This window comes from Pseudomonas sp. 1912-s, from assembly GCF_029269205.1.
Lineage (GTDB): Bacteria > Pseudomonadota > Gammaproteobacteria > Pseudomonadales > Pseudomonadaceae > Aquipseudomonas.
The window spans coordinates 373,974-400,150 of sequence record NZ_JARIXR010000002.1; the positions used below are offsets into that span (position 1 = coordinate 373,974).

Sequence of the window (26,177 nt, forward strand, 5' to 3'; positions counted from 1 at the left end):
GTCGATGCTGGCAGTCATTGGTGGACACCAATGGCCGTTTTCCCCCCAGAACACCCTGAAACGCTACCGATGACCCGCACGCCGGTGTACCGGCTCTCCCCTGTTTTGGATGGCCTGCGCTTAAGGATAGTTCGGAATCAGGGAGGTCAAGGCGCGATACGAAATTAGTTTGGCCGCGCCGTTCGTCAGAAACGGCGCTAGGCCAAGCGTCACGCGGGATAGAGGGGTTTGAAAAAAATTATTGCGCGTCGCCTGCGGCAATTTCTGCAGGATAGGTCGCACGCCATAGCTCAAAGCCACCGTCCAGGCTGTAGACGTCGGAGAAGCCCTGGCTGACCAGATAGGCCGCCGCGCTTTGGCTGGAGTTGCCGTGGTAGCACGCCACAATCACCGGCGCGTCGAGGTCGGCGGCCCGGATGAAGTCGGCGATGTTGTGGTTGTCCAGGTGTTGGGCGCCAGTGATGTGGCCGGCGATGTAGGTCGGCTGGTCGCGGATGTCGACCACCACGGCGCCTTGCTCGCGCAGGGCCTGGGCTTGTTCGGGCGGGATACGTTTGAATTCAGTCATGGCGGGCTCCTTTTGGCCTGTATGAAAGCGCGGTTCAGCGCTTTGCCGTGGCCTGCAGTTGTTCGGGGATCGGGGCGTCGCACTGGCAGCTGGAACGCTCGCCGGTGTCGATGTTCATCAGGGTCATGGCGCCGCCCCACACGCAACCGGTGTCGAGGGCGAACACGCCCGGTTCATCACATTTGCCTTCCAGGGCAGCCCAGTGGCCGAAGATGATCTTCGTGTCACGGGTCTTGCGCTCCTTGTGAGCGAACCAGGGCTTGTAGCCGGGCAGGGCGGTGTCGGCGCCTTCCTTGCTCTTGAGGTCCAGCTTGCCTTCGGCGGTGCAGAAGCGCATGCGGGTGAAGTAGTTGGTGATCACCCGCAGGCGGGCGACGCCGGTGAGTTCGTTATCCCACTTCACGGGATCGTTGCCGTACATGCCGTCCAGATAAGCCGTGTACAGGTTGTCGTCGGCCAGGGCAGCTTCGACTTCGCCTGCGCACTTCAGGGCTTTCTTCAGCGTCCACTGTGGCGGAATGCCGGCATGCACCAGTGCCATGTCGCGGCTTTCGTCGTAGTGCATGATTTTTTGCCGGCGTAACCAGTCAAGCAACTCGGCGCGGTCCGGCGCCTCGAGGATTTCCCGCAGGGTGTCGCCCTTTTTCAGGCGCTCGATGTTATTGCCGGCCGCCAGCAGGTGCAGGTCATGGTTGCCCAGCACGCACACCAGGGAATCGCGCATGCCATAAAGGAAGCGCAGGGTCTCCAGGGATTGCGGGCCACGGTTGACCAGGTCGCCCACGAGCCACAGGCGATCCCTGGCCGGGTCGAAGGCCACACGGTCGAGCAGGCATTTGAGCGGTTCCAGACAGCCTTGCAAGTCGCCGACAGCGTACGTCGCCATCAGTGCAGGGCTCCCGGCACTGCCAGGCGGAACGGGGCGATGATGGCGTCGAAGTGTTTACCGTCGTCGGCGAGCATCTGGTAGCTGCCTTGCATATTGCCGACGCGGGAGGTCATGACGGTGCCACTGCTGTAGGTATGGCTCTTGCCGGGGGCGATCAGCGGTTGTTGGCCGACCACGCCGGCGCCGCGTACTTCCTCGACCTGGCCGTCACCGTCGGTGATGACCCAGTGGCGCGACAGCAGCTTGGCGGGCAGTTCACCGTTGTTTTGCACCGTAATGGTGTAGGCGAACGCAAAACGGTTCTGCTCGGGTTGCGATTGTTCCGCCAGAAAGCGGGTGACGACGCTGACGTCGATCTGATAACGAGGATCGGACATGCAAGAGGCCTTAAAAGCAAAAGCGGGGGAACAGCGGATGCCGGTCAGTCTAGGCCAACTGATGGGCACTAGGCCAGACATGCTGTCTGGCCGTGCCCGACTCTGCTTTATTCAGCCGCTGGCGCTGGCTGAATGGCGAGCTGATCAGCCAGGCGCACGAAGGCGGCCAGGTCCAGTTGCTCGGGGCGCAGGCTGCCGTCGACGCCGGCGGCTTCGATTTCGGCGTTGCTGAGCAAGGCCTTGAGCGTATTGCGCAGGGTCTTGCGGCGTTGGTTGAACGCTTCGCGCACCACGCGCTCCAGCAATTTGTGATCTTTGGCCGGGTGCGGCAACACCGCGTGAGGCACCAGGCGCACGATGGCGGAGTCGACCTTCGGCGGCGGGTTGAATGCGCCAGGCCCAACGTTGAATAGATGCTCAACCCGGCAATGGTACTGAACCATGATCGACAGACGACCCCAGTCACCACCGCCAGGGCCCGCAGCCAGACGCTCGACCACTTCCTTTTGCAGCATGAAGTGCATGTCGCGGATGATGCCGGCGTTGTTCAGCAGGTGAAAAATCAGCGGGGTGGAGATGTTGTACGGCAGGTTGCCGACCACACGCAGGCTGTTGGGCTCGGCGTTGAGGCTGTTGAAGTCGAACTTCAGCGCATCGCCCTGGTGCAGGTTGAAGTTGGGCATGCCGGCGAACTGCTGGTTGAGGATCGGGATCAGGTCCTTGTCCAGCTCAACCACGTCCAGCTGGCCGCCGCTCTTCAGCAGGCCCTGGGTAAGGGCGCCCTGGCCCGGGCCGATTTCCAGCAGGCGGTCTTCGGGCTTGGCATGAATGGAGCGCAGGATGCGATCAATCACGCCAGCGTCGTGCAGGAAGTTTTGCCCGAAGCGCTTGCGCGCCCGGTGTTGGTAATGCTCGGTCATATACGGGTCTCGGCCATCTGATAGGCGGTTTCCAGGGCTACGTGCAGGCTGCCGGTATCGATCTTGCCGCTGCCCGCGAGGTCCAGGGCGGTGCCATGGTCGACGGAGGTGCGGATGATCGGCAGGCCCAGTGTCACGTTGACCGCAGCGCCGAAGCCTTTGTACTTCAGCACGGGCAGCCCCTGGTCATGGTACATCGCCAGCACTGCGTCGCAGTGCTCCAGATATTTGGGGGTAAACAGAGTGTCGGCAGGCAATGGGCCGCGCAGGTCCATGCCCTCAAGGCGCAGACGCTCCAGGGTTGGTTCGATGATGTCGATTTCTTCATGGCCCAGGTGGCCACCTTCACCGGCGTGGGGGTTGAGCCCGCAGACCAGGATGCGTGGCTGGGCGATGCCGAATTTCTGCTGCAGGTCGGCGTGCAGGATGCGTGTGACACGCTCCAGGCGCTCGGGGGTAATGGCGTCGGCAATCTCGCGCAGGGGCAGGTGGGTGGTCACCAGGGCCACCCGCAGGTCGCCCGTTGCCAACATCATTACGACTTGGGCGGTATGGGTCAGTTCTGCGAGGAATTCGGTATGGCCGGAAAAGGCGATGCCCGATTCGTTGATCACGCCCTTGTGCACGGGGGCGGTGATCATCCCGGCGAAATCCCCGTCGATGCAGCCTTGGCCGGCCCGTGTCAGGGTTTCCAGGACAAAGGCAGCATTGGCCTTGTCCAGTTGCCCGGCGACGACCTTGGCTGGCAGCGGGGTATCCCACACGTACAGGCTGTTGGCTGGCGCCGGCAGATCAGGCCAGTTGCCCGGGCCTACCGGCAGCAGATCGACAACCACACCCAGCTGCGCGGCCCGCTCAAGGAGCAGGTCGCGGCTGGTAATGGCAATCAGGGGGTGTGGCTGGGGGTGCGAGGCGAGCAGCAGGCACAGGTCAGGACCAATGCCGGCCGGCTCGCCGGGTGTCAATGCGAAACGCTTGGGTTTCACTGGGCTGCCTGGTCGGTGCCTGTTTGGTCGGCACCAGGAAGCTTGTTCTCTACGTAGGCTTCGTCACGGATCTGACGCAACCAGGTCTGCAGCTCTTCATCGTACTTGCGGTTACGCAGTACGGTCAGGGCTTGTTGCTCGCGGGCCTGAGCGGTGTTGTCAGTGGCGCGACGGCCAAGGACTTCCAGCACATGCCAGCCGTATTGGGTCTTGAACGGCTTGGACAATACGCCTTGCGGAGTCTTGGCCATGACGTCCTGGAACTCTGGAACCAGTGCCTTCGGATCGATCCAGTTCAAATCGCCGCCGTTAAGCGCCGAACCCGGGTCTTCGGAGTAGCTCTTGGCCAGTTCGCCGAAGTCTTCGCCCGCTTCGATGCGGTCATATAGCTTCTGCGCCAGTTCCTTGGTTTGTGCTTCGGTACGGATCTCGCTTGGCTTGACCAGGATGTGACGAACGTGAACTTCGTCCTTCATCTGGGCTTCTTCGCCGCCGCGCTTGCCGAGCAACTTGAGAATGATGAAGCCGCCCGGCGTGCGTGCCGGCTGGGTGATGCCACCGACTTCCATGGCGCTCAGCTCACGGTCGAACGGTGGTGGCAGTTGCGCGGCTTTACGCCAGCCCATGTCACCGCCTTCGAGGGCGTTATCGCTGCCGGACTGGGCAATGGCCATCTGGGCAAAGTCAGCACCTTGCTTGAGACGGTCATAGATAGCCTGGGTTTTCGCCGCTGCAGCATTGAGCTGTTCGGCATTCGCGCTGTCTGGCGTAGGAATCAGGATATTGGCCAGGTGCAGTTCTTCGGAAAGCTGCATTTTGCCGAGGTCAGAGGCCAGGAAGTTCTTCACTTCCTGCTCGGACACCTGAACCCGCTCGGCCACACGGCGCTGACGCACACGGCTGATGATCATTTCGCGACGAATCTGGTCACGGGCGTCCTCATAGGACAGGCCGTCATGAGCCAGGGCGGCGCGGAATTGATCAACACTCATGTTGTTGCGCTGGGCGATGGTGCCGACAGCCTGGTTCAATTCTTCGTCGCTGATACGGATACCGGAACGATCGCCGATCTGCAGTTGCAGGTTTTCAACGATCAGGCGCTCAAGCACCTGTTGGTCCAGCACGCTGGTAGGGGGGACGCCGCCGCCACGCTTGGCGATGGTTTGCTGAACTTCCTTGACCCGTTGGTCCAGTTGGCTCTGCATGATCACGTCGTTATCGACGATGGCCACTACCTTGTCCAGCGGTTGAACCGCCGCGTGAGCGGCGGCAGTACCCAGGAACAGCGCGCCCAGCATCAGCGGGCGCAGACAATCAGAAAGCTTGGTCTTCACGTTCACGATAACCTTCAATGCCTTTGTCGAGGAAGCTCTCTACCTTGGCGCCGGTCAGGCCGCCGAGTCCTTTAAGGACAACTTGGAAGAAGAGCCCGTGGTCACCCTTTTCGTTCAGCGGGGCGATCTGGCTGTATTCGTCGTTGGAAACCCAGTAACGGTTGATGACGCGCAGTTTCCAGCAGCAGTTGTCGTACTCGAAACCACCGAAGGCTTCCAGGGTACGGTTGCGGGCATAGTCATACTGCCAGCGGGTGATCAGGTTCCACTGGGGAACGATCGGCCACATCATCGAGAAATCGTGTTGCTGGATTTTGTAGTAATCCTTCACGAAGTTCGGTTGACCTTCGGTGCCGTAGTCGCCACCGAACTGCCATTTGCCGGTCAGCTGGTTGTACACGACCTGGTCGTTGCGATAGCGATAGCCAACGTTGATAACCTTGTTCGGGTTGTCTTCCGGCTGGTAGTGGAACATCGCACTGCCGGAGCGTGGGCTGTGGTTTTCGGTGTCCCAGTTGTAGTCGGCAGTGGCGCGCCAGTCACGGTTGAAGCGGAACTCGTAGTCCAGGGCGATTGGCGATACATCCGACTGTGCGTCCGCACGGTCAGCGGCCAGGATGCCAGGCAGTTGAACTTCGCGATTCTTGAAGTACACAGCTTGGCCAACGCTGACGCGTTGACGTTCGAAGCCGTTTTCTTCAATCCAGCGGCTGGTCACGCCGAGGGAGAGCTTGTTCTCGTCACCGATCCGGTCGGAGCCGCTGAAGCGGTTGTCACGGAACAGCGACGCGTAGCTGAACGAGTACTCGCTGGTGTCGAATACCGGGATATCGCTCTGGTCCTTGTTCGGTACATACAGGTAGTAGGCACGAGGTTCCAGGGTCTGGCGGTAGTCCTTGCCGAACCAGTTGGTATTGCGGTCGAAGTACAGGCCGCTGTCTACGCTGGCAACCGGAATTGCACGGTCTTGCGAGCTTTTGAAGGTGCCACCGGCATATTGAGTCCCGGCAGCAATAGCGGCAGCTTGTTGCGCGACAATCTGATTTTTGCCGGTGCTGTCCAGATCAAGGTCGTACTTGGTATAGACGTACTTCAACTTCGGCGTAACAAAGCCGTAGGTCCAGTTCATCGGGTAGTCGACGGCTGGCGCTACGTTCAAGCGAGTACCGTTTGCACGGGTCAGGCCAGTCACGTAAGTGTCGAGTCGAGGCGATACCAGCCCGTTCTCATCGGTGAAGTTTCCGTTCTCCAAGTCCCGATCAAAGCGCACGGCTTCGGTCTCGTAAGTGAAGTTTACTCCGCCCGGATGGTACGGCAGCGTGCCGTTGAAGGTGATCTGCGGCAAGCGGTTATAAGGCGTGATCTGGGAGATCGTGGCCAACTGATAGGCTTGCAGGTTCAACCTTGCCTGAAAGTCATCACCACGATAAGTCACGGAACCTTGCTGGTTCACGAAGTCCTGGGTCTTGATCCCTTCCTGATAGGACTTCAAGTCCTGGAAGTAGTACGGATCGCTGATTGTGGTGTAGTCGACCTGGGTCAGTACGCGGGAATCCAGCCCACCCTTGTGCTGCCAGTTGAGCATGTAGCGGGTTTTTTCGTAGTCGGTCTGGCCTTTACGCTCGTCGTTGTCGTCGTTCAGGTACCCACCGCCGAACTGGCCTTCGCTGGACTTGGTGAGGTAGCGGAACTCGCCTTCCATCAACAGGCCGCGCTTGGTCATGTATTGCGGGTACAACGTGGCGTCGTAGTTCGGCGCCAGGTTGAAGTAGTACGGCGTAACCAACGTGAAACCAGTCTCGCCGCCGGTGCTGAAGCTCGGCGGCAGGAAGCCGGATTGGCGACGGTTGTCGATCGGGAAATAGATGTACGGGGTGTAAAGGATCGGGATGTCCTTCACGCGCAACGTCACGTTGGTCGCGGTACCGAAACCGGTGGCCGGGTTGAGCGTGATGTTGTTGCCCTTGAGCTGCCAGGCGTTGCTGTTCGGCTCACAGGTGGTGTACGTACCGTCCTTGAGACGGATGATCGCGTTCTCGGCACGCTTGGCGTACAGCGCGTTGCCGCGGATGCGCGATTTGTGCATCACGTATTCGGCGTTGTCGACCTTGGCGGCGCCGGTGTCCAGTTGGACTTCAGCGTGGTCGCCCACCAGCAGGGCGCCGTTGTCGCGCAGACGGACGTTGCCGTTCAGCTCGCCACGGTTCTCGGCCTGGTACAGGTTGGCCTCGTCGGCCTCGACCTGCATGCTGCCCTGGCGCATGACGACGTCACCGGCCAGGGAGGCAATCTGCTGTTCCTGCTCGTAACGAGAGGCCTTGGCACCGATGAAGGTCGGCGCGTCGCTCTTGTTCGTCTTGTCGTTCATGCCAGGACGAATCGGCTCGATGTACGCGCCGGAGCAATACGGGCCGGTTTCGGCCAGTTGCGCCGCGGTGAGCTTCTCGCGAGGGACCCAGTCCAGGTGGCTGTAGTCGGCGCTGCGCGAACGCAGGCCCCGGCCCTTGGCTTCGGTGACCAGTGCGGTCTGCGGCACGGCCTCGGCACCACCGGCAGACTCGCCTTGCGGCGTGCCGCTGGCGGAGCTGACGGCACTGCCGTCATGCACCGGGCGTGGTGGCAGCGGGGCTGCGGCCGTCTTCGGCGCGCAATCCCAGGCACCCGAAGCAGAGACTGAGCAGTCATACTGTTCCGCGGCGACCACGAATGAGGTGGCGAAAGGTTGCATGGCCAGCAGACTGCCGGTTACCAGCAACGGAAATTTTCTACGAAACGCGGGGGATTTCAATGCCATCTTATTAGTCCGGGCTTCCTGCGTGCCATCTGCCCGCGGTGTGGGCCGCACGCCTCTCGATGGTCTGAAAAAGATGCGTGATAATAAAGCATGACCCGCTTGACGGCTAGCGCCGTCGGAGACCCTTGTAATGCCCGACCAAGATCTACGTTTGCAACAGCTGCAAGTCTGGCTTGATGAGCAATTGCCTCGCCTTTTTACCGCTCAGGGTTGGGGTGTCGTACCCCCGGCCACGTTGACTGCGGCCAGCAGTGACGCGAGTTTCAGGCGTTACTTCCGATGGGACGGAGGCGGTCGCAGTTTCGTCGTAATGGACGCTCCACCCCCCCAGGAAAACTGCAAACCTTTCGTCGATATCGCTCATTTGCTCGAACAATCGGGAATAAATGTTCCGAAAATTTATGCGCAAGATCTGCTTCGCGGCTTCCTTTTGCTGAACGACCTGGGGAAAAAAACTTATTTAGACGTGATTGAGGCTGAAAATGCCGATCAATTGTTCGCCGATGCCATCGACGCGTTGCTGGCTTTCCAGCAATTGCCGATGGAGGCCCCGTTGCCCAGCTATGACGTTGCGCTGTTACGTCGCGAGCTGGAATTGTTTCCGGAGTGGTACGTTCGCCGTGAGCTGGGCATTGAGTTTGACGCCCGGCAACTTGCGCTGTGGCAGCGCGTGAGCGACCACCTGATCGACAGCGCCCTGGCCCAACCCAAGGTGCTGGTGCATCGCGACTATATGCCGCGCAACCTGATGATCAGCGAGCCAAACCCCGGCGTGCTGGATTTCCAGGATGCGGTCTACGGCCCGGTGACCTACGACATCACCTGCCTGTTCAAGGACGCATTCCTCAGTTGGCCCCAGGCCCGCGTGCGGGAATGGCAGCGCGGGTACTGGCAACGTGCCGGCGCGTTGGGCATCCCGGTGCAGGCGGACTTCGAGGAATTCCTGCGGGCCAGCGACCTGATGGGCGTGCAGCGTCACCTGAAGGTGATCGGGATCTTCGCGCGCATCTGCCATCGCGACGGCAAGCCACGCTACCTGGCGGACGTGCCGCGCTTCTTTGCTTATATAGAGGCGGTGCTGGCGGACCGGCCAGAACTGGGCGAACTGGGTGAGTTGCTGGCGAGCCTGCGCGTCGAGGCGGTCTTATGAAGGCCATGATCCTGGCCGCCGGCAAAGGTGAGCGGATGCGTCCGCTGACCTTGCACACGCCCAAGCCGCTGATCCAGGCCGGCGGCAAGCGCCTGATCGAGTATCACCTTGAGGCGCTGGCGAAAGCGGGCTTTACCGATATCGTCATCAACCATGCCTGGCTCGGCCAGCAGATTGAAGGCTACCTGGGTGACGGTTCCCAGTACGGCGTACGCATCCAGTACTCGGCCGAAGGCGAACCCCTGGAAACCGGTGGCGGGATTTTCAAAGCCTTGCCGCTGCTGGGGGACGAACCGTTCCTGGTGGTCAATGGCGATATCTGGACCGACTATGACTTCGCCAGCCTTGACCGTCCATTGAACGGCCTGGCCCACCTGGTGATGGTCGACAACCCGGCGCATCACCCGTCCGGCGGTGACTTCTACATAAAGGACGGTGCGCTTCATGATGCCGCCCCCGGTGCCGATAACCTGACCTTCAGTGGCATTTCCGTGCTCGACCCGAAGTTGTTCGCGGGTTGCAGTGCGGGTGCCTTCAAGCTGGCGCCGCTGCTGCGTGACGCCATGGCCAAAGGGTTGGTGACGGGGGAGCACATGAGTGGACGCTGGATCGATGTCGGGACGCTGGAGCGCCTGGCGCAAGTTGAAACCCTGCTGACAGCGGGGCACTAGGATGTTGTGGCCAGGGACTCTGATTGGAGCCGGGGCGGGCTTTGCCATCGCCAGCATTCCGGGGGCCATGTTGGGCGCACTGCTGGGCCAGGCGCTGGACCGGCGCCTGGAGCTGCAAAGCTGGGCGCAATTGCGCGAGCGCCTCGGCGGTCGGCCGGCGCTGCGTAACGATGAATTGCTGTTCGTGTTGCTTGGCCGCCTGGCCAAGAGCAATGGCCGGGTGGTGGACGGGCATATCCAGCAGGCGCGCCAGGAAATGCGCTCGCTGGACATGGCCGAGCCGGCCCAGCGCCGCGCCATTGCCGCGTTCAATCGTGGCAAGTCGGGCTCGGACCGGGTGCGCAGCTATTTGGGTGTGCTCAAGGCTCAGCCCCATGCGGCGGAAGGTGTGCTGCGCGCCTGCTGGCGCATGGCCTGGGCCGACGGCAAGGCCAGTACTGCCGAGCGCGAGTTGATTGAACAATGGGGCAAATGGTTGGGGTGGACGGTCCAGCAGATCCAGGCACTGGCGGCTGACTACGAGCCCGAGCGCAAGCCGCTGGCCAATCGCGGCGGGGCGTATCAGGAAGCGCTGCGGATTCTGGGGGTGACCGCCACCACCGAGCCGTCAGTGATCAAGCGCGCGTACCGGCGCCTGCTCAGCCGGCATCACCCGGACAAGATTGCCGGCAGTGGCGCCAGCCCGGCCCAAGTGCGCGAGGCGACCGAACGTACCCGGGAGTTGCATAACGCCTATGCGCTGATTCGCGAACGGCGGGACTTTCGCTAAAGGTGGGAGCTGGCTTGCCTGCGATGCGGGCAACTCGGTCTCACTGATGCGCCGAGGTGATGCCATCGCAGGCAAGCCAGCTCCCACAGTTGGTCTTCATCTGTTTCAAAAACTGCGCTCAACTCCCGCTGGCTTGTGGGCTCAACCACCCGCGTACCCGCCGGTACAGTTGTTCTTGTCCGGCCGCGCTGTTATCGGGGAAGGCCTTCAGGGACACCTGCTTGTAGTTGTCATTCTTCAAGCGCTTGCTGGCCTGGGAGCGTTCCAGGGCGGTTTTGCGCGCCTGCTCGCTGCCCTGATAGAACAGGTCCGCCGTCGCCAGCTTCAGTTTGGGTGCCAGTTGTTGCAGGTCCGGTTCACGGCCCACTGGCGTCTGTGCGGCGACCATGACGAATTTCTGCACCTGCGCCGGTTGTTTTTCGCTCAGGTAACGCGCTGCCCACCAGGCGCCGGTGCCGTGGCCGAGCAGCACAATGCTGCGGGCGTTCTGGGTCTGGGCGAAGGCGAGGGCGGCATCAATACGCGCGAAGATTCGCGAGGCGTCGGTCTTGTCTTGTTCATCGCTGCCGGGAACCACGGCCGGGTCGGTGCCTTCGGCTTCAGCGCTGGCGGCTTGCTCAACGGGTTTGGCAACGGTGCTCGCGTCTTTGCTGCTGGTGTCCACCGCCGCTTTGGGCGATTCGATGACCCGTGGCGGCAGCGTGTCGAGGGTCAGGTCCGGCAGTGACAAGCTCAGGGTGCCCCAGGCGGCGTCCGGCAGTTTCTGGCGCAATGGCCCGATTGCTTGAGGCCAGTCAGCACTTTCGCCGTTGCCCGGGACGATAATCACCACGCCTTCAGGCTCGCCACTGTTGGCCGGCTTCCACAGGGCGAGGAAGGAGTCGCTGCCCGCCTGCAACTGTTGCTGCTCCTGTTGCGGGATTTGTCGCTCCAGGGCGTTGGCTTCTTCCTGGCTGCGTTCCGGCAAAGGCTGGCGCGCCACCGGTTTTTCCGGGGCGGGAGCGGGAGTGTCGGCGGCCTCGACACAAAAGGCGCTGGTAAACAGCAGCGACAGGCACAATGCTGGCAGTGCCGAGCGGTGGAGAAGTGGCATCGTTGATTTCCGGCCAGAAGTGATTCCGGCAGCCTAATGGGTTGGTCAGTGTTTGTCAGTGAGATGAGACGTGGATCATGGGTTTTCGCTACCTGCTGGTTATCGGCTGTTTATGCTTTCCCTTGATTGCGGGCGCGGTGCCTGCGCCTGCCACTCACCAGGCGCAGCTGGATGCCAGTCAGCGTGAATGGCTGGGCCAGCACCCGGACCTGCGGGTCGGCCTGGTGTTGCAGGCGCCTTATGCCCAATACGATCGGCGTTTGCAGCGGCTGTCCGGGGCCAACGTTGAGTTGATGCAATGGCTGGCCAAGGCGCTGAATATCGAGCTGACCTGGCGCAACTTCCCTAATCAGGAGCAACTGGAGGCGGCGGTGCGTGACGGCGAGGTCGACCTCGCCCCCGGCCTGCTGCAAACCCCGGCGGGTCTGCGCCTGTGGTTGTTCTCCGACCCGTACATGCGTGTGCCTCAGCACATCGTCGGGGTTCGCGATGGCGGCACGGCGGTTGACCTGGAGAAACTCGACGACCAATCCCGCGTCGCCGTGCGCATGCCCAGCGCGGTGGCGGATTACCTGCGCAGCACCTACCCGAGCCTCAACCTGCAAGGCGTGCCCATGGAGCGCCAGGCCCTGCAACTGCTGGTGAGCCAGCAAGCACGGTACGCGGTGGTGGACGAGGCGCAATTGAGCCGTTTGTCTGGCGAAACCGAGTTCGCCGGCCTCGCCGTGGTGGGCGACATCGGCCTGCCGCAGTTGCTGCGAGTGGCAACGCGACGCGACTGGCCGGAACTGGCCGACATCATGCAAAGCGCCTTGCGTGCGATTCCCGCCAGAGACCTCGACCAACTGCACACGCGCTGGCTGCAACCCAAATACCCGCGGGTGACCGAGTCCCCCGGCTTCTGGCAAAACCTCACCCTGTTGTTGGGGCTCTTGTTACTGGCCAGCCTGGCCGTGGTGTTCTGGCAGCGCCGCCAGCAACGCGGGCTGGAACACAACTTGCTGGCCGCCCGGGAAGAAAGCGCCGCCCGCGCCGCCGGTGCGGAAGCCTTGCGCCTGACGCAGTTCTCCATCGACCAAAGTACCGTCGGCATCCTGTGGGTCAATTGGGACAGCCATGTGCGCTACGCCAACCTGGCGGCAGAAACCATGCTCGGCTACGCCCCCGGCGCGTTGATCGAGCGGCCGCTGATCGAGTTCGACCCGACGCTGACCATGGACCGCTGGCTCAACTTGTGGAAGCGCGCCCGGGCCAGTGAAGAGGGGCCGCAGAGTTTTGCGACCAATTGCCTGCGCGCCGATGGCAGTGTGCTGCCAGCGGATGTGTCCCTGAGTTTCCTGCGCTTTGCCGAAGGCGAGTATTTGGTGGTCTACCTCAACGACGTCACCGAGCGCCGCCGGGCCCTCGCGGCCTTGCAGGAAAGTGAAGCGCGCCTGCAAGGGATCGCCGCCAACGTGCCGGGGCTGGTGTTTCGCCTGGAGCGCTTGCCGCGCAGTGAAGCGATCGAGTTCGCCTATATCAGCCAGGGCAGCGAGGGCCTGGTGGGTTACGCCCCCGAGGTGCTCAGCCACCCGGCCATGGGCATTCGCAGCCTGGTGCATCCCGACGATCGCGCCAGTTATCACCGCACCCAGGACCAGGCCATCGAGACCGAGAGCAACTGGGCCTGGCAGGGCCGCATCCTGACCCGCCTGGGCGAGCAGCGCTGGGCCGACATCAAGGCCGTGACCCGTCGCCTGGAAGACGGCGCCGTGGTGTGGGACGGGATTGTCTGGGACATCAGCGAGAGCAAGCGCATCGAACTGGAGCTGGATGCCTCCCGCGCGCAACTGCGGGAATTGTCTGCCCACCTGGAAACCGTGCGCGAGGAAGAAAAGGCCCGCATCGCCCGGGAAGTGCACGATGAGCTGGGGCAGATGCTCACCGTGCTCAAGCTGGAAACCTCGATGTGTGAGCTGAGCTACGCGCAACTGGACCCCGGCCTGCACGAGCGCCTGAACAGCATGAAGCGCCTGATTGCCCAGCTGTTCCAGCTGGTGCGCGATGTGGCGACTGCTTTGCGCCCGCCGATCCTGGATGCCGGGATCGCCTCGGCGATCGAGTGGCAGGCCCGGCGTTTCGAGGCCCGCACCCAGATTCCCTGCCTGGTGCAGGTGCCGGACAACCTGCCGGTGCTGAGCGACGCCAAGGCCATCGGCCTGTTCCGCATCCTGCAGGAGGCGCTGACCAATGTGATGCGCCATGCCCAGGCGCATACTGTCGAACTGACACTGGTGGTGGAGGGCGCACACCTGCGGCTGACCATCAGCGACGATGGCGCAGGTTTTGTGCAGGCGCCCGGGCGCCCGGTATCGTTTGGCCTGGTGGGCATGCGCGAGCGGGTGCTGATCATGGGCGGGCACCTGAGCCTGGACAGCGAAGTGGGCGAGGGCACCACCCTGAGCGTGACGGTGCCGCTGGATTGATAACCAAAAGAAGAGGACATCCACTGTGATCCGTGTACTGGTAGCTGAAGACCACACCATCGTTCGCGAAGGCATCAAGCAACTGATCGGCCTGGCCAAGGACCTGCTGGTGGTGGGCGAGGCGAGCAATGGCGAGCAGTTGCTGGAAACCCTGCGCCATGTACCCTGCGAGGTGGTGTTGCTGGACATCTCGATGCCGGGCGTCAACGGCCTGGAAGCCATCCCGCGGATTCGTGCGCTGAACAATCCACCGGCGATCCTGGTGCTGTCGATGCACGACGAGGCGCAAATGGCCGCCCGCGCGCTGAAGGTCGGCGCTGCCGGTTATGCCACCAAGGACAGCGACCCGGCGCTGCTGTTGACGGCAATCCGCAAGGTCGCGGCGGGTGGGCGGTACATCGACCCGGACCTGGCAGACCGCATGGTCTTCGAAGTCGGCCTCACCGACTCCCGGCCCTTGCACTCGCTGCTGTCGGAGCGCGAGTTCTCGGTATTCGAGCGCCTGGCCCAGGGCGCCAACGTCAACGACATCGCCCAGCAGTTGGCGTTGAGCAGCAAGACCATCAGCACCCACAAGGCGCGCCTGATGCAAAAGCTCAACATCACCTCCCTGGCGGAACTGGTGAAGTACGCCATGGAGCATAAGCTTTTATAGGCGCATACCTGTTTGCGACCACCTCGCGTGCACAACAGACCCATTCCTGCGACCTGTGGCTGTCGCACTGTCCCATCCCCGCCATCCGTGTAGGGCAATCCCTACCCCAAACCTTCCATATTGCTGATGCCATTCTCTCCGGGCCCCCGATTTGCGGGGCCTTGCGGTAGGACTACGCTTGTTCCATGGCAGTCCAAAACAAAAGGTGCGGGTATGAGCGAGGTGGATTCAAATGATGTGCTGGTCAGCTTTCGTGGCGTGCAAAAGAGCTACGACGGCGAGAACCTGATCGTCAAAGACCTCAACCTGGAGATTCGCAAGGGCGAGTTCCTGACCCTGCTCGGGCCGTCCGGGTCGGGCAAGACCACCAGCCTGATGATGCTCGCCGGTTTTGAAACCCCTACCGCCGGCGAGATCCAGCTGGCCGGCCGCTCCATCAACAACGTGCCGCCCCACAAACGCGACATCGGCATGGTGTTCCAGAACTATGCGTTGTTCCCGCACATGACCGTCGCCGAGAACCTGGCGTTTCCGCTCTCGGTGCGCGGCCTGAGCAAGACCGACATCAGCGAGCGGGTCAAGCGCGTGCTGAGCATGGTGCAGCTCGATGCCTTCGCCCAGCGCTACCCGGCGCAACTCTCCGGCGGCCAGCAACAGCGTGTGGCCCTGGCCCGTGCGTTGGTATTTGAACCTCAGCTGGTGCTGATGGACGAACCCCTCGGTGCTCTCGACAAGCAACTGCGCGAACACATGCAGATGGAGATCAAGCACCTGCATCAACGCCTCGGCGTGACGGTGGTGTACGTGACCCACGACCAGGGCGAAGCGCTGACCATGTCCGACCGGGTGGCGGTATTTCACCAGGGCGAGATCCAGCAAATTGCCGCGCCGCGCACCCTGTACGAAGAACCGAAAAACACCTTCGTCGCCAACTTCATCGGTGAGAACAACCGCCTCAATGGCCGCCTGCACAGCCACACCGGCGACCGCTGCGTGGTCGAGCTGGCGCGCGGCGAGAAGGTCGAGGCACTGGCGGTCAACGTCGGCCAGGTCGGCGGCCCGGTGACCCTGTCGGTACGCCCGGAGCGCGTCAGCCTGAATGGCTCCAGCGAGAGCTGCGTCAACCGCTTCTCCGGGCGGGTGGCCGAATTTATCTACCTGGGCGACCACGTGCGGGTGCGCCTGGAAGTCTGCGGCAAGTCCGATTTTTTTGTGAAACAACCGATCGCCGAGCTGGACACAGCCCTGGCGGTCGGCGACGTGGTACCGATTGGCTGGCAAGTCGAGCACGTTCGCGCACTCGACCCACTTCTAGAGGCGAATTGATCGCCCCCTTGCTTCACCAACCTCGCACGTGGAGAGAACAACAATGTTGAGATCCCTGAAATATTCGGCCCTGGCGTTGAGCTTGATGGGCGCGACACAGGCCATGGCAGGCCCTGATTTGACGGTCGTGTCCTTCGGTGGCGCGAACAAGGCGGCGCAGGTCAAGGCCTTCTACGCCCCGTGGGAAAGCGCGGGCAACGGCAAGATCGTCGCCGGCGAGTACAACGGTGAAATGGCCAAGGTCAAGGCCATGGTCGACACCAAGAGCGTGTCCTGGGACCTGGTGGAAGTCGAGTCGCCGGAGCTCTCCCGTGGCTGTGACGAAGACATGTTCGAACCCCTGGACCCGAAACTGTTCGGCAACCCGGGCGACTATGTGAAGGGCGCGATCCAGCCGTGCGGCGTGGGCTTCTTTGTGTGGTCCACCGTGCTGGCCTACAACGCCGACAAACTGAAAGCACCGCCAGGCGGTTGGGCAGATTTCTGGGACACCAAGAAATTCCCGGGCAAACGCGGCCTGCGCAAGGGCGCCAAATACACCCTGGAATTCGCCTTGATGGCTGACGGCGTGGCACCGAAGGATGTGTACAAAGTGCTGGCCGGCAAAGATGGCCAGGACCGTGCGTTCAAGAAACTCGATGAGCTCAAGCCGTACATCCAGTGGTGGGAAGCGGGCGCCCAACCGCCGCAATACCTCGCTTCTGGCGACGTCGTGATGAGTTCTGCCTACAACGGCCGGATCGCTGCCGTGCAGAAGGAAAGCAACCTGAAAGTGGTGTGGAACGGCGGGATCTACGACTTCGACGCCTGGGCGATTCCAAAAGGCCTGGCGAAAGACCGTGCCGACGCGGCGAAAAAATTCATCGCCTTCTCGGTGCAGCCGCAGCAGCAGAAGACCTACTCGGAAAACATCGCCTACGGCCCGGCCAACACCCAGGCGGTACCGTTGTTGGCGAAAGACATCCTGAAGGACATGCCGACCACCCCGGAAAACATCGCCAACCAGGTGCAGATCGACGTGAGCTTCTGGGCGGATAACGGTGAGCAACTGGAGCAGCGCTTTAACGCGTGGGCGGCCAAGTAACCACCACACCCAGGGTGAATGGGCTTTTTGTGGCGAGGGGGCTTGTCCCCCGTTGGGCTGCGAAGCGGCCCTGAAACCAGCCACCGCGGTCAGCCTGAAAAACCGCGGTGGCTTTACTGGGGCTGCTGCGCAGCCCAACGGGGGACAAGCCCCCTCGCCACAGGTGTGGGCCCTCACAGGTCTGCATTCTTTTTTACGATCCGGAGTTCGCCATGGCCATCGCCATTCCCAGCCCCACCCTGAAACAGCGCCTGGCGCGTGCCGAGCGGCTCAACCGCTGGAAGGCCCAGGCCTTGATCGCGCCGCTGGTGGTGTTTTTGCTGCTGGTGTTCCTGGTGCCGATTGTGGCGCTGCTGTACAAAAGCGTCGGCAACCCGGAAGTGGTGGGCGGCCTGCCGCGCACGGTGGTGGCGGTGACGGCCTGGGACGGTCGTGGCCTGCCCGGCGAGCCGGTGTACCAGGCCATCAGCGAAGACCTGGGCGAAGCCCGGAAAAACTCGACCCTGGGCGACCTTTCCAAGCGCTTGAACATGGAACTGGCGGGCTATCGCAGCCTGCTGACGAAAACCGCGCGGGCGCTGCCGTTTACCGAAGCGCCTGCCTCCTATAAAGAAGCGCTGGAAAACCTCGACGAACGCTGGGGCGACCCGGCGTACTGGCAGGCGATCCGGCGCAACACCAGCAGCCTCACGCCTTATTACTTGCTGGCCGCCGTCGATCATCGCATCGACGACCTCGGCGAAATCGCCCCGGCCACGCCGGACCAGGCGATCTACCTCGACATCTTCGCCCGTACCTTCTGGATGGGCCTGGTCATCACCGTGTGCTGCCTGCTGCTGGCCTACCCGCTGGCTTACCTGCTGGCCAACCTGCCGGCGCGGCAAAGCAACCTGCTGATGATCCTGGTGCTGTTGCCGTTCTGGACGTCGGTGCTGGTGCGGGTGGCGGCCTGGATTGTGTTGCTGCAGTCCGGCGGCTTGATCAACAGTGCGCTGATGGGCATGGGGCTGATCGACAAACCGGTGGAGCTGGTGTTCAACCGGCTGGGGGTCTACATCTCCATGGTGCACATCCTGCTGCCGTTCATGATTCTGCCGATCTACAGCGTGATGAAAGGCATCTCGCCCACCTATATGCGCGCGGCGATTTCCCTGGGCTGCCACCCGTTCGCCAGCTTCTGGCGCGTGTACTTCCCGCAGACCTACGCGGGCGTCGGCGCCGGCTGCCTGTTGGTGTTCATCTTGGCGATCGGCTACTACATCACCCCGGCCTTGCTGGGCAGCCCGAACGACCAGATGGTCAGCTACTTCGTGGCCTTCTACACCAACACCAGCATCAACTGGGGCATGGCCACGGCCCTGGGCGGCTTGCTGCTGCTGGCTACCGTGGTGCTGTACCTGATCTACAACTGGCTGGTAGGCGCCAGCCGCCTGCGCCTGAGCTGAGGAGACCGTTGCGATGCTGAGCCCTTATATGTCGCCCGTGGAACGGGTCTGGTTCTACAGCTTGCGGATTCTCTGCGGCCTGATCCTGTTGTTCCTGATCTTGCCGGTGCTGGTGATCATTCCCCTGTCGTTCAACAGTGGAAGTTTCCTGGTGTACCCGCTGCAAGGTTTCTCGTTGCACTGGTACCAGGACTTCTTCGGTTCGGCGGAGTGGATGCGCGCCCTGAAGAACAGCATCATCGTCGCCCCGGCGGCGACGGTGCTGGCGATGGTGTTCGGCACGCTGGCGGCGATTGGCCTGACGCGCGGGAATTTTCCCGGCAAGGCGCTGGTCATGGCCCTGGTGATTTCGCCGATGGTGGTGCCGGTGGTGATTATCGGCGTGGCCAGTTACCTGTTCTTCGCGCCGCTGGGCCTGGGCAACAGCTTCTTCTCGCTGATCGTGGTGCACGCGGTGTTGGGCGTGCCGTTTGTGATCATCACTGTGTCGGCAACCTTGCAGGGCTTCAACCATAACCTGGTGCGGGCGGCGGCCAGCTTGGGCGCGTCCCCGCTGACGGCGTTTCGCCGGGTGACCTTGCCGCTGATTGCACCGGGGGTGATCTCCGGTGCGCTGTTTGCCTTTGCCACCTCGTTCGATGAGGTGGTGGTGACGCTGTTCCTCGCCGGGCCCGAGCAGGCGACGTTGCCCCGGCAGATGTTCAGCGGTATCCGCGAAAACCTCAGCCCGACCATCGCGGCGGCGGCGACCTTGCTGATCGCCTTCTCGGTGGTGCTGTTGCTGACCCTGGAATGGCTGCGCGGGCGCAGCGAGAAACTGCGCACCGCCCAGGTTGGCTAACCATTCAGCTGCTGAATGGCTGACAACCTGCAATCTGAAGCTACTCTTGTGCCAGCCCATAACTGATAAGAGGCCGCGCACATGAGTACTTCCTCATTCAAGATCGCCCACAAACTGCTCACCGGCCCAGGTGCCATCGAGCAACTGGCCGCCGAGCTGACGCGGCTGGATGTCGACAACCCGCTGATTGTCACCGACGCGGCGCTGGTCAAGTCCGGCACCGTGGGGCTGGCGCTGGAACACCTGGGCGAACGGACCTATGAAATTTTCGACCGCGTGCTGCCCGACCCGGAAATCGCCATCGTCGAGGACTGCATGCGTGTCTACCGCGAAGGCGGGCATGACGGGCTGATCGGCGTCGGCGGCGGCAGTGCTATCGACATCGCCAAGAGCGTCGCGGCCTATGCCGGTTACCACGGAGCCCTGGCCGACCTGTTCGGCGTGGACCAGGTGCCGCGCAAAGGTCCGCCGCTGATCGCGATTCCCACCACCGCCGGCACCGGTTCGGAGGTGACCAATGTGGCGATTCTGTCGGACAAGGTCGCGCAGCTGAAAAAAGGCATCGTCAGCGATTACCTGCTGCCGGACGTGGCCCTGATCAGCCCGCAAATGACCCTGACCTGCCCCCGCAGTGTCACGGCTGCCAGTGGTGTGGACGCGCTGGTGCATGCCGTTGAGTCCTACCTGTCGCTGAATGCTTCGCCGATTACCGACGCACTGGCCATCGGCGCGATCAAGCTGATCGCCAAGGCGCTGCCCAAGGCCTACGCCAACCCCGCCAACCTGCAGGCCCGTGACGACATGGCCACCGCCAGCCTGATGGCCGGCATGGCGTTCGGCAATGCTGGCGTGGGCGCGGTGCATGCGTTGGCGTATCCGCTGGGCGGACGCTTCAATATCGCCCACGGCGTGAGCAATGCCTTGCTGCTGCCCTACGTGATGCACTGGAACAAGCTGGCGTGCGTGGAGCGCATGCAGGAGATTGCCCAGGCCATGGGCGTGAATGTCACGGGGCTGAGTGCGGTGGATGCCGCCGACCGGGCGGTCGATGCGATGACGCGACTGTGTGCCGCAGTCGAGATCCCGTCAGGCCTGCGCAGCTTCGGTGTGCCCGAGGACGCGATCCCTGCCATGGCGGTAGAAGCGGCGGGGATTGAGCGGTTGATGCGCAACAATCCGCGCAAGCTGAGCGCGGCGGATATCGAGAAAATCTACCGGGCAGCGTTCTAACCATTGAGCGAGGTCACGGTGCGCGCGGCAAAGCATGAGGTATACAATGCGCGCCATCGTGATTTAGCTCAAAAAAGGTGCGTCATGCAGCCCTTCGTCATTGCTCCATCGATTCTCTCCGCCGACTTCGCCCGCCTGGGCGAGGAAGTGGACAACGTGTTGGCCGCCGGTGCCGACTTCGTTCACTTCGATGTCATGGACAACCACTATGTGCCGAACCTGACCATTGGTCCGATGGTCTGCGCCGCCCTGCGTAAATACGGCGTGACTGCGCCTATCGACGCCCATTTGATGGTGAGCCCGGTGGACCGCATCATTGGCGACTTCATCGAAGCCGGCGCGACCTACATCACCTTCCACCCGGAAGCCACGCTGCACGTGGACCGCACCCTGCAGTTGATCCGCGAGGGCGGTTGCAAGGCCGGCCTGGTGTTCAACCCGGCCACCCCGCTGAACGTGCTTGAGTACGTGATGGACAAGGTCGACATGGTCCTGTTGATGAGCGTCAACCCGGGCTTTGGCGGGCAGAAGTTCATCCCCGGTACCCTCAACAAGCTGCGTGAAGCGCGGGCGCTGATCGATGCGTCGGGCCGGGATATCCGCCTGGAGATCGACGGTGGCGTCAACGTCAACAACATCCGCGAAATCGCCGCCGCTGGCGCCGACACCTTTGTGGCCGGCTCGGCGATCTTCAACGCGCCGGACTATCAGGAAGTGATCGCCAAGATGCGTGCAGAACTGGCGCTGGCGCGTCCATGAGCGGCTTTGAGCAGCTATTCCCCGGCAAACTGCCACGGCTGGTGATGTTCGATCTGGACGGTACGTTGATCGATTCCGTGCCGGATCTGGCGGCTGCGGTGGACGCCATGCTGCTCAAGCTCGGTCGCAAGCCGGCGGGTGTCGAGTCGGTGCGCGAGTGGGTTGGCAACGGCGTGCAGATGCTGGTACGCCGGGCCCTGGCCAACAACATCGACGCCGAGGGTGTCGATGAGGTGGAGGCCGAGCATGCCCTTGAGCTGTTCAACGTGGCGTATGAAAACGGCCACGAGCTGACCGTGGTCTATCCCGGCGTGCGCGACACCCTGAAGTGGCTGCACAAACAGGGTGTGGAAATGGCCCTGATCACCAACAAGCCGGAGCGCTTTGTTGCACCGCTGCTGGACCAGATGAAGATCGGCCGGTATTTCCGCTGGATTATCGGTGGCGATACCTTGCCGCAGAAGAAGCCGGACCCGGCGGCGCTGTTCTTCGTGATGAAAATGGCCAATATCCCGGCCTCCCAATCGCTGTTTGTCGGCGATTCGCGCAGCGATGTGCTGGCGGCGAAGGCGGCGGGGGTCAAGTGCGTGGCCTTGAGTTATGGCTACAACCATGGCCGGCCGATCGCCGAAGAATCCCCGGCGCTGGTGATTGATGACCTGCGCCTGTTAATCCCCGGTTGCTTGGGAGCGGGCGCTGAGATAACGTTGCCCGACGCTGTTCCATCCCCTTCTGGAAATCCCATCGTGGTGGTCACTCGCAAACTCTGGATGAAAGTCATCAAGGCCCTGGCCCGCTGGCGTTGGCGCGCCTGACTGATCCTGGCCGCGCTGCGGCACGTTTGCACACCTGACCGTTAGACCCTCACGCCACGAGGCACCTCATGATCCGCGAAGAATTCCTGCGTTTGGCCGCTGCCGGCTACAACCGTATCCCCATGGCCTGCGAAACCCTGGCCGACTTCGACACCCCGCTGTCGATCTACCTGAAGCTGGCCGATGAGCCCAACTCCTATCTGCTGGAGTCGGTGCAGGGCGGCGAGAAATGGGGCCGTTATTCGATCATCGGCCTGCCGTGCCGCACGGTGCTGCGTGTACATGATCACCATGTGAGCATCACCCTGGATGGCGTCGAGATCGAAAGCCACGACGTGGAAGACCCGCTGGCCTTCGTCGAAGATTTCAAGGCGCACTACAACGTGCCGACCATCGCCGGCCTGCCGCGTTTCAACGGCGGCCTGGTGGGTTACTTCGGCTACGACTGCGTGCGCTACGTGGAAAAACGCCTGGGCAAATGCCCGAACCCCGATCCGTTGGGCGTGCCGGACATTCTGTTGATGGTCTCCGACGCGGTGGTGGTGTTCGACAACCTTGCCGGCAAGATGCACGCGATTGTGTTGGCGGATCCGTCCCAGGCCGATGCCTTCGAGCAAGGCCAGGCCAGCCTCGAAGCGCTGCTGGAGAAGCTGCGCCAGCCGATCACCCCGCGCCGTGGCCTGGACCTCAGCCGTCCGCCGGCGGCGGACCCGGTGTTCCGCTCCAGCTTTACACAGGATGACTACGAGCGTGCGGTCGATACCATCAAGGAATACATCCTTGCCGGTGACTGCATGCAGGTGGTGCCGTCGCAACGCATGTCCATCGACTTCAAGGCTGCGCCGATTGATTTGTACCGGGCGCTGCGTTGCTTCAACCCGACGCCGTACATGTACTTCTTCAACTTTGGCGACTTCCACGTAGTGGGCAGTTCGCCGGAAGTGCTGGTGCGGGTCGAAGACAACCTGATCACCGTGCGCCCGATTGCCGGCACGCGCCCTCGCGGTGCGACCGAAGAGGCTGACCTGGCGCTGGAACAGGACCTGTTGAGCGACGACAAGGAAATCGCCGAGCACTTGATGCTGATCGACCTGGGCCGCAACGACACCGGGCGTGTCTCGGAAATCGGTTCGGTGAAGCTCACCGAGAAGATGGTGATCGAGCGTTACTCCAACGTGATGCACATCGTGTCCAACGTCACCGGCGAGCTGAAGGCCGGGTTGACCGCGATGGATGCACTGCGGGCGATCCTGCCGGCGGGCACCTTGTCGGGCGCACCGAAGATTCGCGCGATGGAAATCATCGACGAACTGGAGCCGGTCAAGCGTGGCGTGTATGGCGGGGCGGTGGGGTATTTCGCCTGGAACGGCAATATGGACACCGCGATCGCGATCCGTACGGCGGTGATCAAGGACGGCGAGCTGCACGTGCAGGCGGGCGGCGGGATTGTGGCCGACTCGGTGCCGGCCCTGGAATGGGAAGAAACGCTGAACAAGCGCCGGGCGATGTTCCGGGCGGTGGCGCTGGCCGAGCAAACGCCGCAGGGCTAACCGCTGATCTCGATCCAAATGTGGGAGCCGGGCTTGCCCGCGATGGCGGTGTGACAGTCGACAGATTAGTTGACTGATCTACCGTCATCTCACGCAAGCCAGCTCCCACAGTTGTTTTGTGAGGGATTTAAGATCGCCTCAGAAATCCAGGCTCACCCCGACACTCACCCCTTGCTGGGTAAAGTTGTCATCCTTCCTCACGTTATAGGCCGCATTCAACGCCAGGTCCTTGGTCACCTTGTGGCTAATCCCCAGGTTCAAGCGATCCGAATTGCTGCGTGGCGTGTAACCGTCCAGTTTGAAATCAATCCCCGGCACGCTGTTGAGTGACATGCCTACCCGCTGCGTATCGTTTTCAAACTCGTGCTCGTGGGCCACTTCGCCGAACACCAGGGTTTGCGGAGTGACGCGGTAGTTGGCTTGCAGGCCGATCCCCAAACGCTTGGAGTCACGCTGTTGGTCATCAAAGGTCAGCGCCGTAGACCGCACGTCTTTCTCTGAATAACCCTTCACCTCGACCCGCGAATAGTCGGCGCTGATGAACGGCGAGAAGTGCCATTCGCTGTTCGGTTCGGCGATGTCGTAGCCCAGCCGTGCGCTCAAGGCCCATAGCCAGCCGTCAGTGTCGCCTTTCTCGGTGCCTTCGCTGACGCCCAGGGCGAACTTGCGCTTGAGGTTGTCGAAGTCCAGCTTGCCACCGGTCAACGCGGCGTCGGCCCACCAATGATCTTCCTGGTACTGGGCGAACGCGGTGCCCATATAACTGTTGAGCTTGTAGTCCGAATCGCTGGCGCCGGCTTCAAGGCTCTGGCGATAGAAGCCTGCTGCCACACCCACGCGCCACTCGTCATTGAGCCGGTAGCTGCCGCCGATGTTCAGGTTGTAGCCGCTGCCGTCCCCGCTGGCCGAGCTGTTTTGATCATCGAAGTCCAGGTGCTGGCCGCCGGCGGCGACAATCGCGCGCCATTGGCCCACCGCCTGCCAGTTGCCGGAGTCGGCTTGCCATTGGTTGCGCAGTTCATCCTGATGGGCGCGCAAGGTGCCTTGGGCCATTTCCGGCAGCAGGGTGATTTCCCAGGGGGCGGCGAGCAACGAATAGGCGTAGTCGGCGATCAATACCTGGCCGGCTTCGGTGGGGTGGACGGTGTCGTTGTAAATCAGCTTGGTCGGGTCCGGGTTGGTGCCGCCCACGCCGTACACCGGATTCCTGCAGGTGGTGCCGCTGAAGCAGGTCTGGTTGAGGTTCTGGTCGGTAGCAAAGCCAAAGCGCCCGGGGTCGGCAAAGGTTTCCTTGAGCAGCAACGGAATGTTCAGCGGGATAATTTGCGCATCGATCTGCGACAGGCGCTGCACCAGGGTCTGGTTGAAGACCCCGGCCAAGGCGCTGACGGTGCCTTGAAGCGGCGTGCCATTGACCGCAGGTGTCAGGCCCAGGTCCGGCAGCATCCACACCATCACGTAGCGGGCGCCTGCCTGTTGCAGGGCCTGGGCGCTGTTGGCCAGGCGCCCGGCTGCGGCCGAAGCCTGATCGGGGCTGAGGACCAGGCCGTCGAGGAAGTCATTACCGCCGCCGGAGAGAAAGTACAACGCGTTGGGGTCGGCTCGGCCACCCGTTGATGCCAGGTATCCGGGGCGTGTACGCAACACTTGCCCGGTGTCGCTATCGGTGACGGTGGAGTTACCGGTGATGGCATCGTAGATCTGCTGAGTAGTGTAGCCGCCGACCGCCCAGTTATTGCCGTCTGTCTGACCCTGCGCAGCGCGTTCCGGGGAGGTGGAAGCATTCAGGTCGCCCGGGGCAATCCCCAGCTTGCCGCCCAATAACGTCGAGGAAATCAGCGAAGTGCTTTCGCCGCTGCCGTCGAAGTATTGCGGGCCGGTGCGGTTGGTGAAGCGATAAGTTGATCCGGGGGCGCCAGGGTCGGCGAATGTCCCGGCATCAGCCAGGCTGTCGCCGAACACGATCATGGTCGAGTAGGGTGACGGTGCGGCAAACGCCTGGGAGCAGGCCAAGGTTAACAGGCAGCCGACGAGTGGGGCGAAGTAGGGCTTTTTGGTCATGAGTCCGTCCATGCTTTTATTTTTTTGTCTGTACTATGACTGTAGCGACCTCGCAAGGGTTCTGAAAAATTGACGCCAATTATCGGTCGGGCAGTTTTCCCCGTATTTGCGGCTCCATATTGCACCGCTGGCGAGGCTACGTTACTGTGCTTGGACGTATGAATGAGACCCTCCCCGTGTTGATCATCAGCAAACTCTTGATGCGAGTAGTCAAGGCACACGCCCGTTGGCGTTGGCGCGCCTAACTTTTCTCTACCGGCCACGCCGGACCTGTACCGATTTGCCTTCTTCACCCTCTGTTCGACGCCCCTTGCCGGCCAACCCCGGCAACCGGAACGTGCGTCTGGCAGCGGGTCACTCCCTTGGAAGGCCGTCATTAGAAGTCAGTGAATTCA

General features: G+C 62.3%; 22 protein-coding genes. 13 read left to right on the forward strand and 9 right to left on the reverse strand.

What is annotated here, in order from left to right; genetic code table 11:
- Positions 1-238: 238 nt before the first annotated feature.
- The 7 genes from glpE to P3C29_RS04525 form a co-directional block, all read right to left on the reverse strand.
- Positions 239-568, reverse strand: a complete 330-nt coding sequence (glpE, locus tag P3C29_RS04495; protein WP_010167278.1) for a thiosulfate sulfurtransferase GlpE — start codon at positions 566-568, stop codon at positions 239-241.
- 34 nt (positions 569-602) lie between these two features.
- The gene (locus P3C29_RS04500; RefSeq protein ID WP_201125510.1) at positions 603-1,454 is read right to left on the reverse strand and encodes a symmetrical bis(5'-nucleosyl)-tetraphosphatase; all 852 of its coding nucleotides are present in this window, start codon (positions 1,452-1,454) and stop codon (positions 603-605) included.
- Positions 1,454-1,834 carry a Co2+/Mg2+ efflux protein ApaG gene (gene apaG / locus P3C29_RS04505; protein WP_003210996.1) on the reverse strand — a complete coding sequence of 127 codons (381 nt, stop codon included), beginning with the start codon at positions 1,832-1,834 and terminating at the stop codon, positions 1,454-1,456. The genes P3C29_RS04500 and apaG overlap by 1 nt, the downstream gene beginning before the upstream one ends.
- Positions 1,835-1,941: 107 nt before the next feature.
- Positions 1,942-2,754 carry a 16S rRNA (adenine(1518)-N(6)/adenine(1519)-N(6))-dimethyltransferase RsmA gene (gene rsmA / locus P3C29_RS04510; protein ID WP_275963973.1) on the reverse strand — a complete coding sequence of 271 codons (813 nt, stop codon included), beginning with the start codon at positions 2,752-2,754 and terminating at the stop codon, positions 1,942-1,944.
- On the reverse strand, positions 2,751-3,740 hold the full coding sequence (pdxA, locus tag P3C29_RS04515) for a 4-hydroxythreonine-4-phosphate dehydrogenase PdxA (protein WP_275963974.1): 990 nt from the start codon (positions 3,738-3,740) through the stop codon (positions 2,751-2,753). The genes rsmA and pdxA overlap by 4 nt, the downstream gene beginning before the upstream one ends.
- On the reverse strand, positions 3,737-5,080 hold the full coding sequence (locus P3C29_RS04520; RefSeq protein WP_010167272.1) for a peptidylprolyl isomerase: 1,344 nt from the start codon (positions 5,078-5,080) through the stop codon (positions 3,737-3,739). Before P3C29_RS04520 ends, pdxA begins: the two co-directional genes overlap by 4 nt.
- Positions 5,055-7,868, reverse strand: a complete 2,814-nt coding sequence (locus P3C29_RS04525) for an LPS-assembly protein LptD (RefSeq protein WP_275963975.1) — start codon at positions 7,866-7,868, stop codon at positions 5,055-5,057. The genes P3C29_RS04520 and P3C29_RS04525 overlap by 26 nt, the downstream gene beginning before the upstream one ends.
- Positions 7,869-7,998: 130 nt before the next feature.
- Here P3C29_RS04525 and P3C29_RS04530 point away from each other — a divergent pair, with 130 nt between their 5' ends.
- Genes P3C29_RS04530 through P3C29_RS04540 form a run of 3 tightly spaced genes read left to right on the forward strand, consistent with a single transcriptional unit; the run spans position 7,999 to position 10,458 of the window.
- Positions 7,999-9,018: a phosphotransferase gene (locus P3C29_RS04530; protein ID WP_275963976.1), complete on the forward strand. Its 1,020-nt coding sequence runs from the start codon at positions 7,999-8,001 to the stop codon at positions 9,016-9,018.
- The gene (murU, locus tag P3C29_RS04535; protein ID WP_010167266.1) at positions 9,015-9,689 is read left to right on the forward strand and encodes an N-acetylmuramate alpha-1-phosphate uridylyltransferase MurU; all 675 of its coding nucleotides are present in this window, start codon (positions 9,015-9,017) and stop codon (positions 9,687-9,689) included. Before P3C29_RS04530 ends, murU begins: the two co-directional genes overlap by 4 nt.
- A 1-nt stretch (position 9,690) precedes the next feature.
- Positions 9,691-10,458 carry a TerB family tellurite resistance protein gene (locus P3C29_RS04540; RefSeq protein ID WP_010167264.1) on the forward strand — a complete coding sequence of 256 codons (768 nt, stop codon included), beginning with the start codon at positions 9,691-9,693 and terminating at the stop codon, positions 10,456-10,458.
- Positions 10,459-10,576: 118 nt separating this feature from the next.
- Here P3C29_RS04540 and P3C29_RS04545 read toward each other — a convergent pair whose 3' ends face one another.
- Positions 10,577-11,551, reverse strand: coding sequence for an alpha/beta hydrolase family protein (locus P3C29_RS04545; protein ID WP_275963977.1), 975 nt, complete (start codon positions 11,549-11,551; stop codon positions 10,577-10,579).
- A gap of 77 nt (positions 11,552-11,628) precedes the next feature.
- Here P3C29_RS04545 and P3C29_RS04550 point away from each other — a divergent pair, with 77 nt between their 5' ends.
- From P3C29_RS04550 to trpE, 10 genes are all read left to right on the forward strand, one after another.
- Entirely contained in the window at positions 11,629-14,016 is a 2,388-nt protein-coding gene (locus P3C29_RS04550; protein ID WP_275963978.1) for a sensor histidine kinase, read from the forward strand.
- A 25-nt stretch (positions 14,017-14,041) separates the two neighbouring features.
- Positions 14,042-14,671 (forward strand): response regulator transcription factor, encoded by a 630-nt coding sequence (locus P3C29_RS04555; RefSeq protein WP_003210977.1) that lies wholly within the window; start codon positions 14,042-14,044, stop codon positions 14,669-14,671.
- Positions 14,672-14,884: 213 nt separating this feature from the next.
- Positions 14,885-15,997: an ABC transporter ATP-binding protein gene (locus P3C29_RS04560; protein WP_010167252.1), complete on the forward strand. Its 1,113-nt coding sequence runs from the start codon at positions 14,885-14,887 to the stop codon at positions 15,995-15,997.
- Between the two features lie 43 nt (positions 15,998-16,040).
- The gene (locus tag P3C29_RS04565; protein ID WP_010167251.1) at positions 16,041-17,081 is read left to right on the forward strand and encodes an ABC transporter substrate-binding protein; all 1,041 of its coding nucleotides are present in this window, start codon (positions 16,041-16,043) and stop codon (positions 17,079-17,081) included.
- 212 nt (positions 17,082-17,293) lie between these two features.
- Positions 17,294-18,526, forward strand: coding sequence for an ABC transporter permease (locus tag P3C29_RS04570; RefSeq protein ID WP_010167250.1), 1,233 nt, complete (start codon positions 17,294-17,296; stop codon positions 18,524-18,526).
- A 13-nt stretch (positions 18,527-18,539) separates the two neighbouring features.
- Positions 18,540-19,367, forward strand: coding sequence for an ABC transporter permease (locus P3C29_RS04575; protein WP_275963979.1), 828 nt, complete (start codon positions 18,540-18,542; stop codon positions 19,365-19,367).
- 81 nt (positions 19,368-19,448) lie between these two features.
- The gene (locus P3C29_RS04580; RefSeq protein WP_275963980.1) at positions 19,449-20,597 is read left to right on the forward strand and encodes an iron-containing alcohol dehydrogenase; all 1,149 of its coding nucleotides are present in this window, start codon (positions 19,449-19,451) and stop codon (positions 20,595-20,597) included.
- A gap of 84 nt (positions 20,598-20,681) precedes the next feature.
- Positions 20,682-21,356, forward strand: a complete 675-nt coding sequence (gene rpe / locus P3C29_RS04585) for a ribulose-phosphate 3-epimerase (RefSeq protein WP_201125501.1) — start codon at positions 20,682-20,684, stop codon at positions 21,354-21,356.
- The gene (locus P3C29_RS04590) at positions 21,353-22,171 is read left to right on the forward strand and encodes a phosphoglycolate phosphatase (protein WP_010167246.1); all 819 of its coding nucleotides are present in this window, start codon (positions 21,353-21,355) and stop codon (positions 22,169-22,171) included. The genes rpe and P3C29_RS04590 overlap by 4 nt, the downstream gene beginning before the upstream one ends.
- A 68-nt stretch (positions 22,172-22,239) precedes the next feature.
- Positions 22,240-23,721 carry an anthranilate synthase component I gene (trpE, locus tag P3C29_RS04595; protein WP_275963981.1) on the forward strand — a complete coding sequence of 494 codons (1,482 nt, stop codon included), beginning with the start codon at positions 22,240-22,242 and terminating at the stop codon, positions 23,719-23,721.
- A gap of 138 nt (positions 23,722-23,859) precedes the next feature.
- Here trpE and estP read toward each other — a convergent pair whose 3' ends face one another.
- On the reverse strand, positions 23,860-25,782 hold the full coding sequence (gene estP, locus P3C29_RS04600) for an esterase EstP (RefSeq protein WP_275963982.1): 1,923 nt from the start codon (positions 25,780-25,782) through the stop codon (positions 23,860-23,862).
- Positions 25,783-26,177 lie beyond the last annotated feature (395 nt).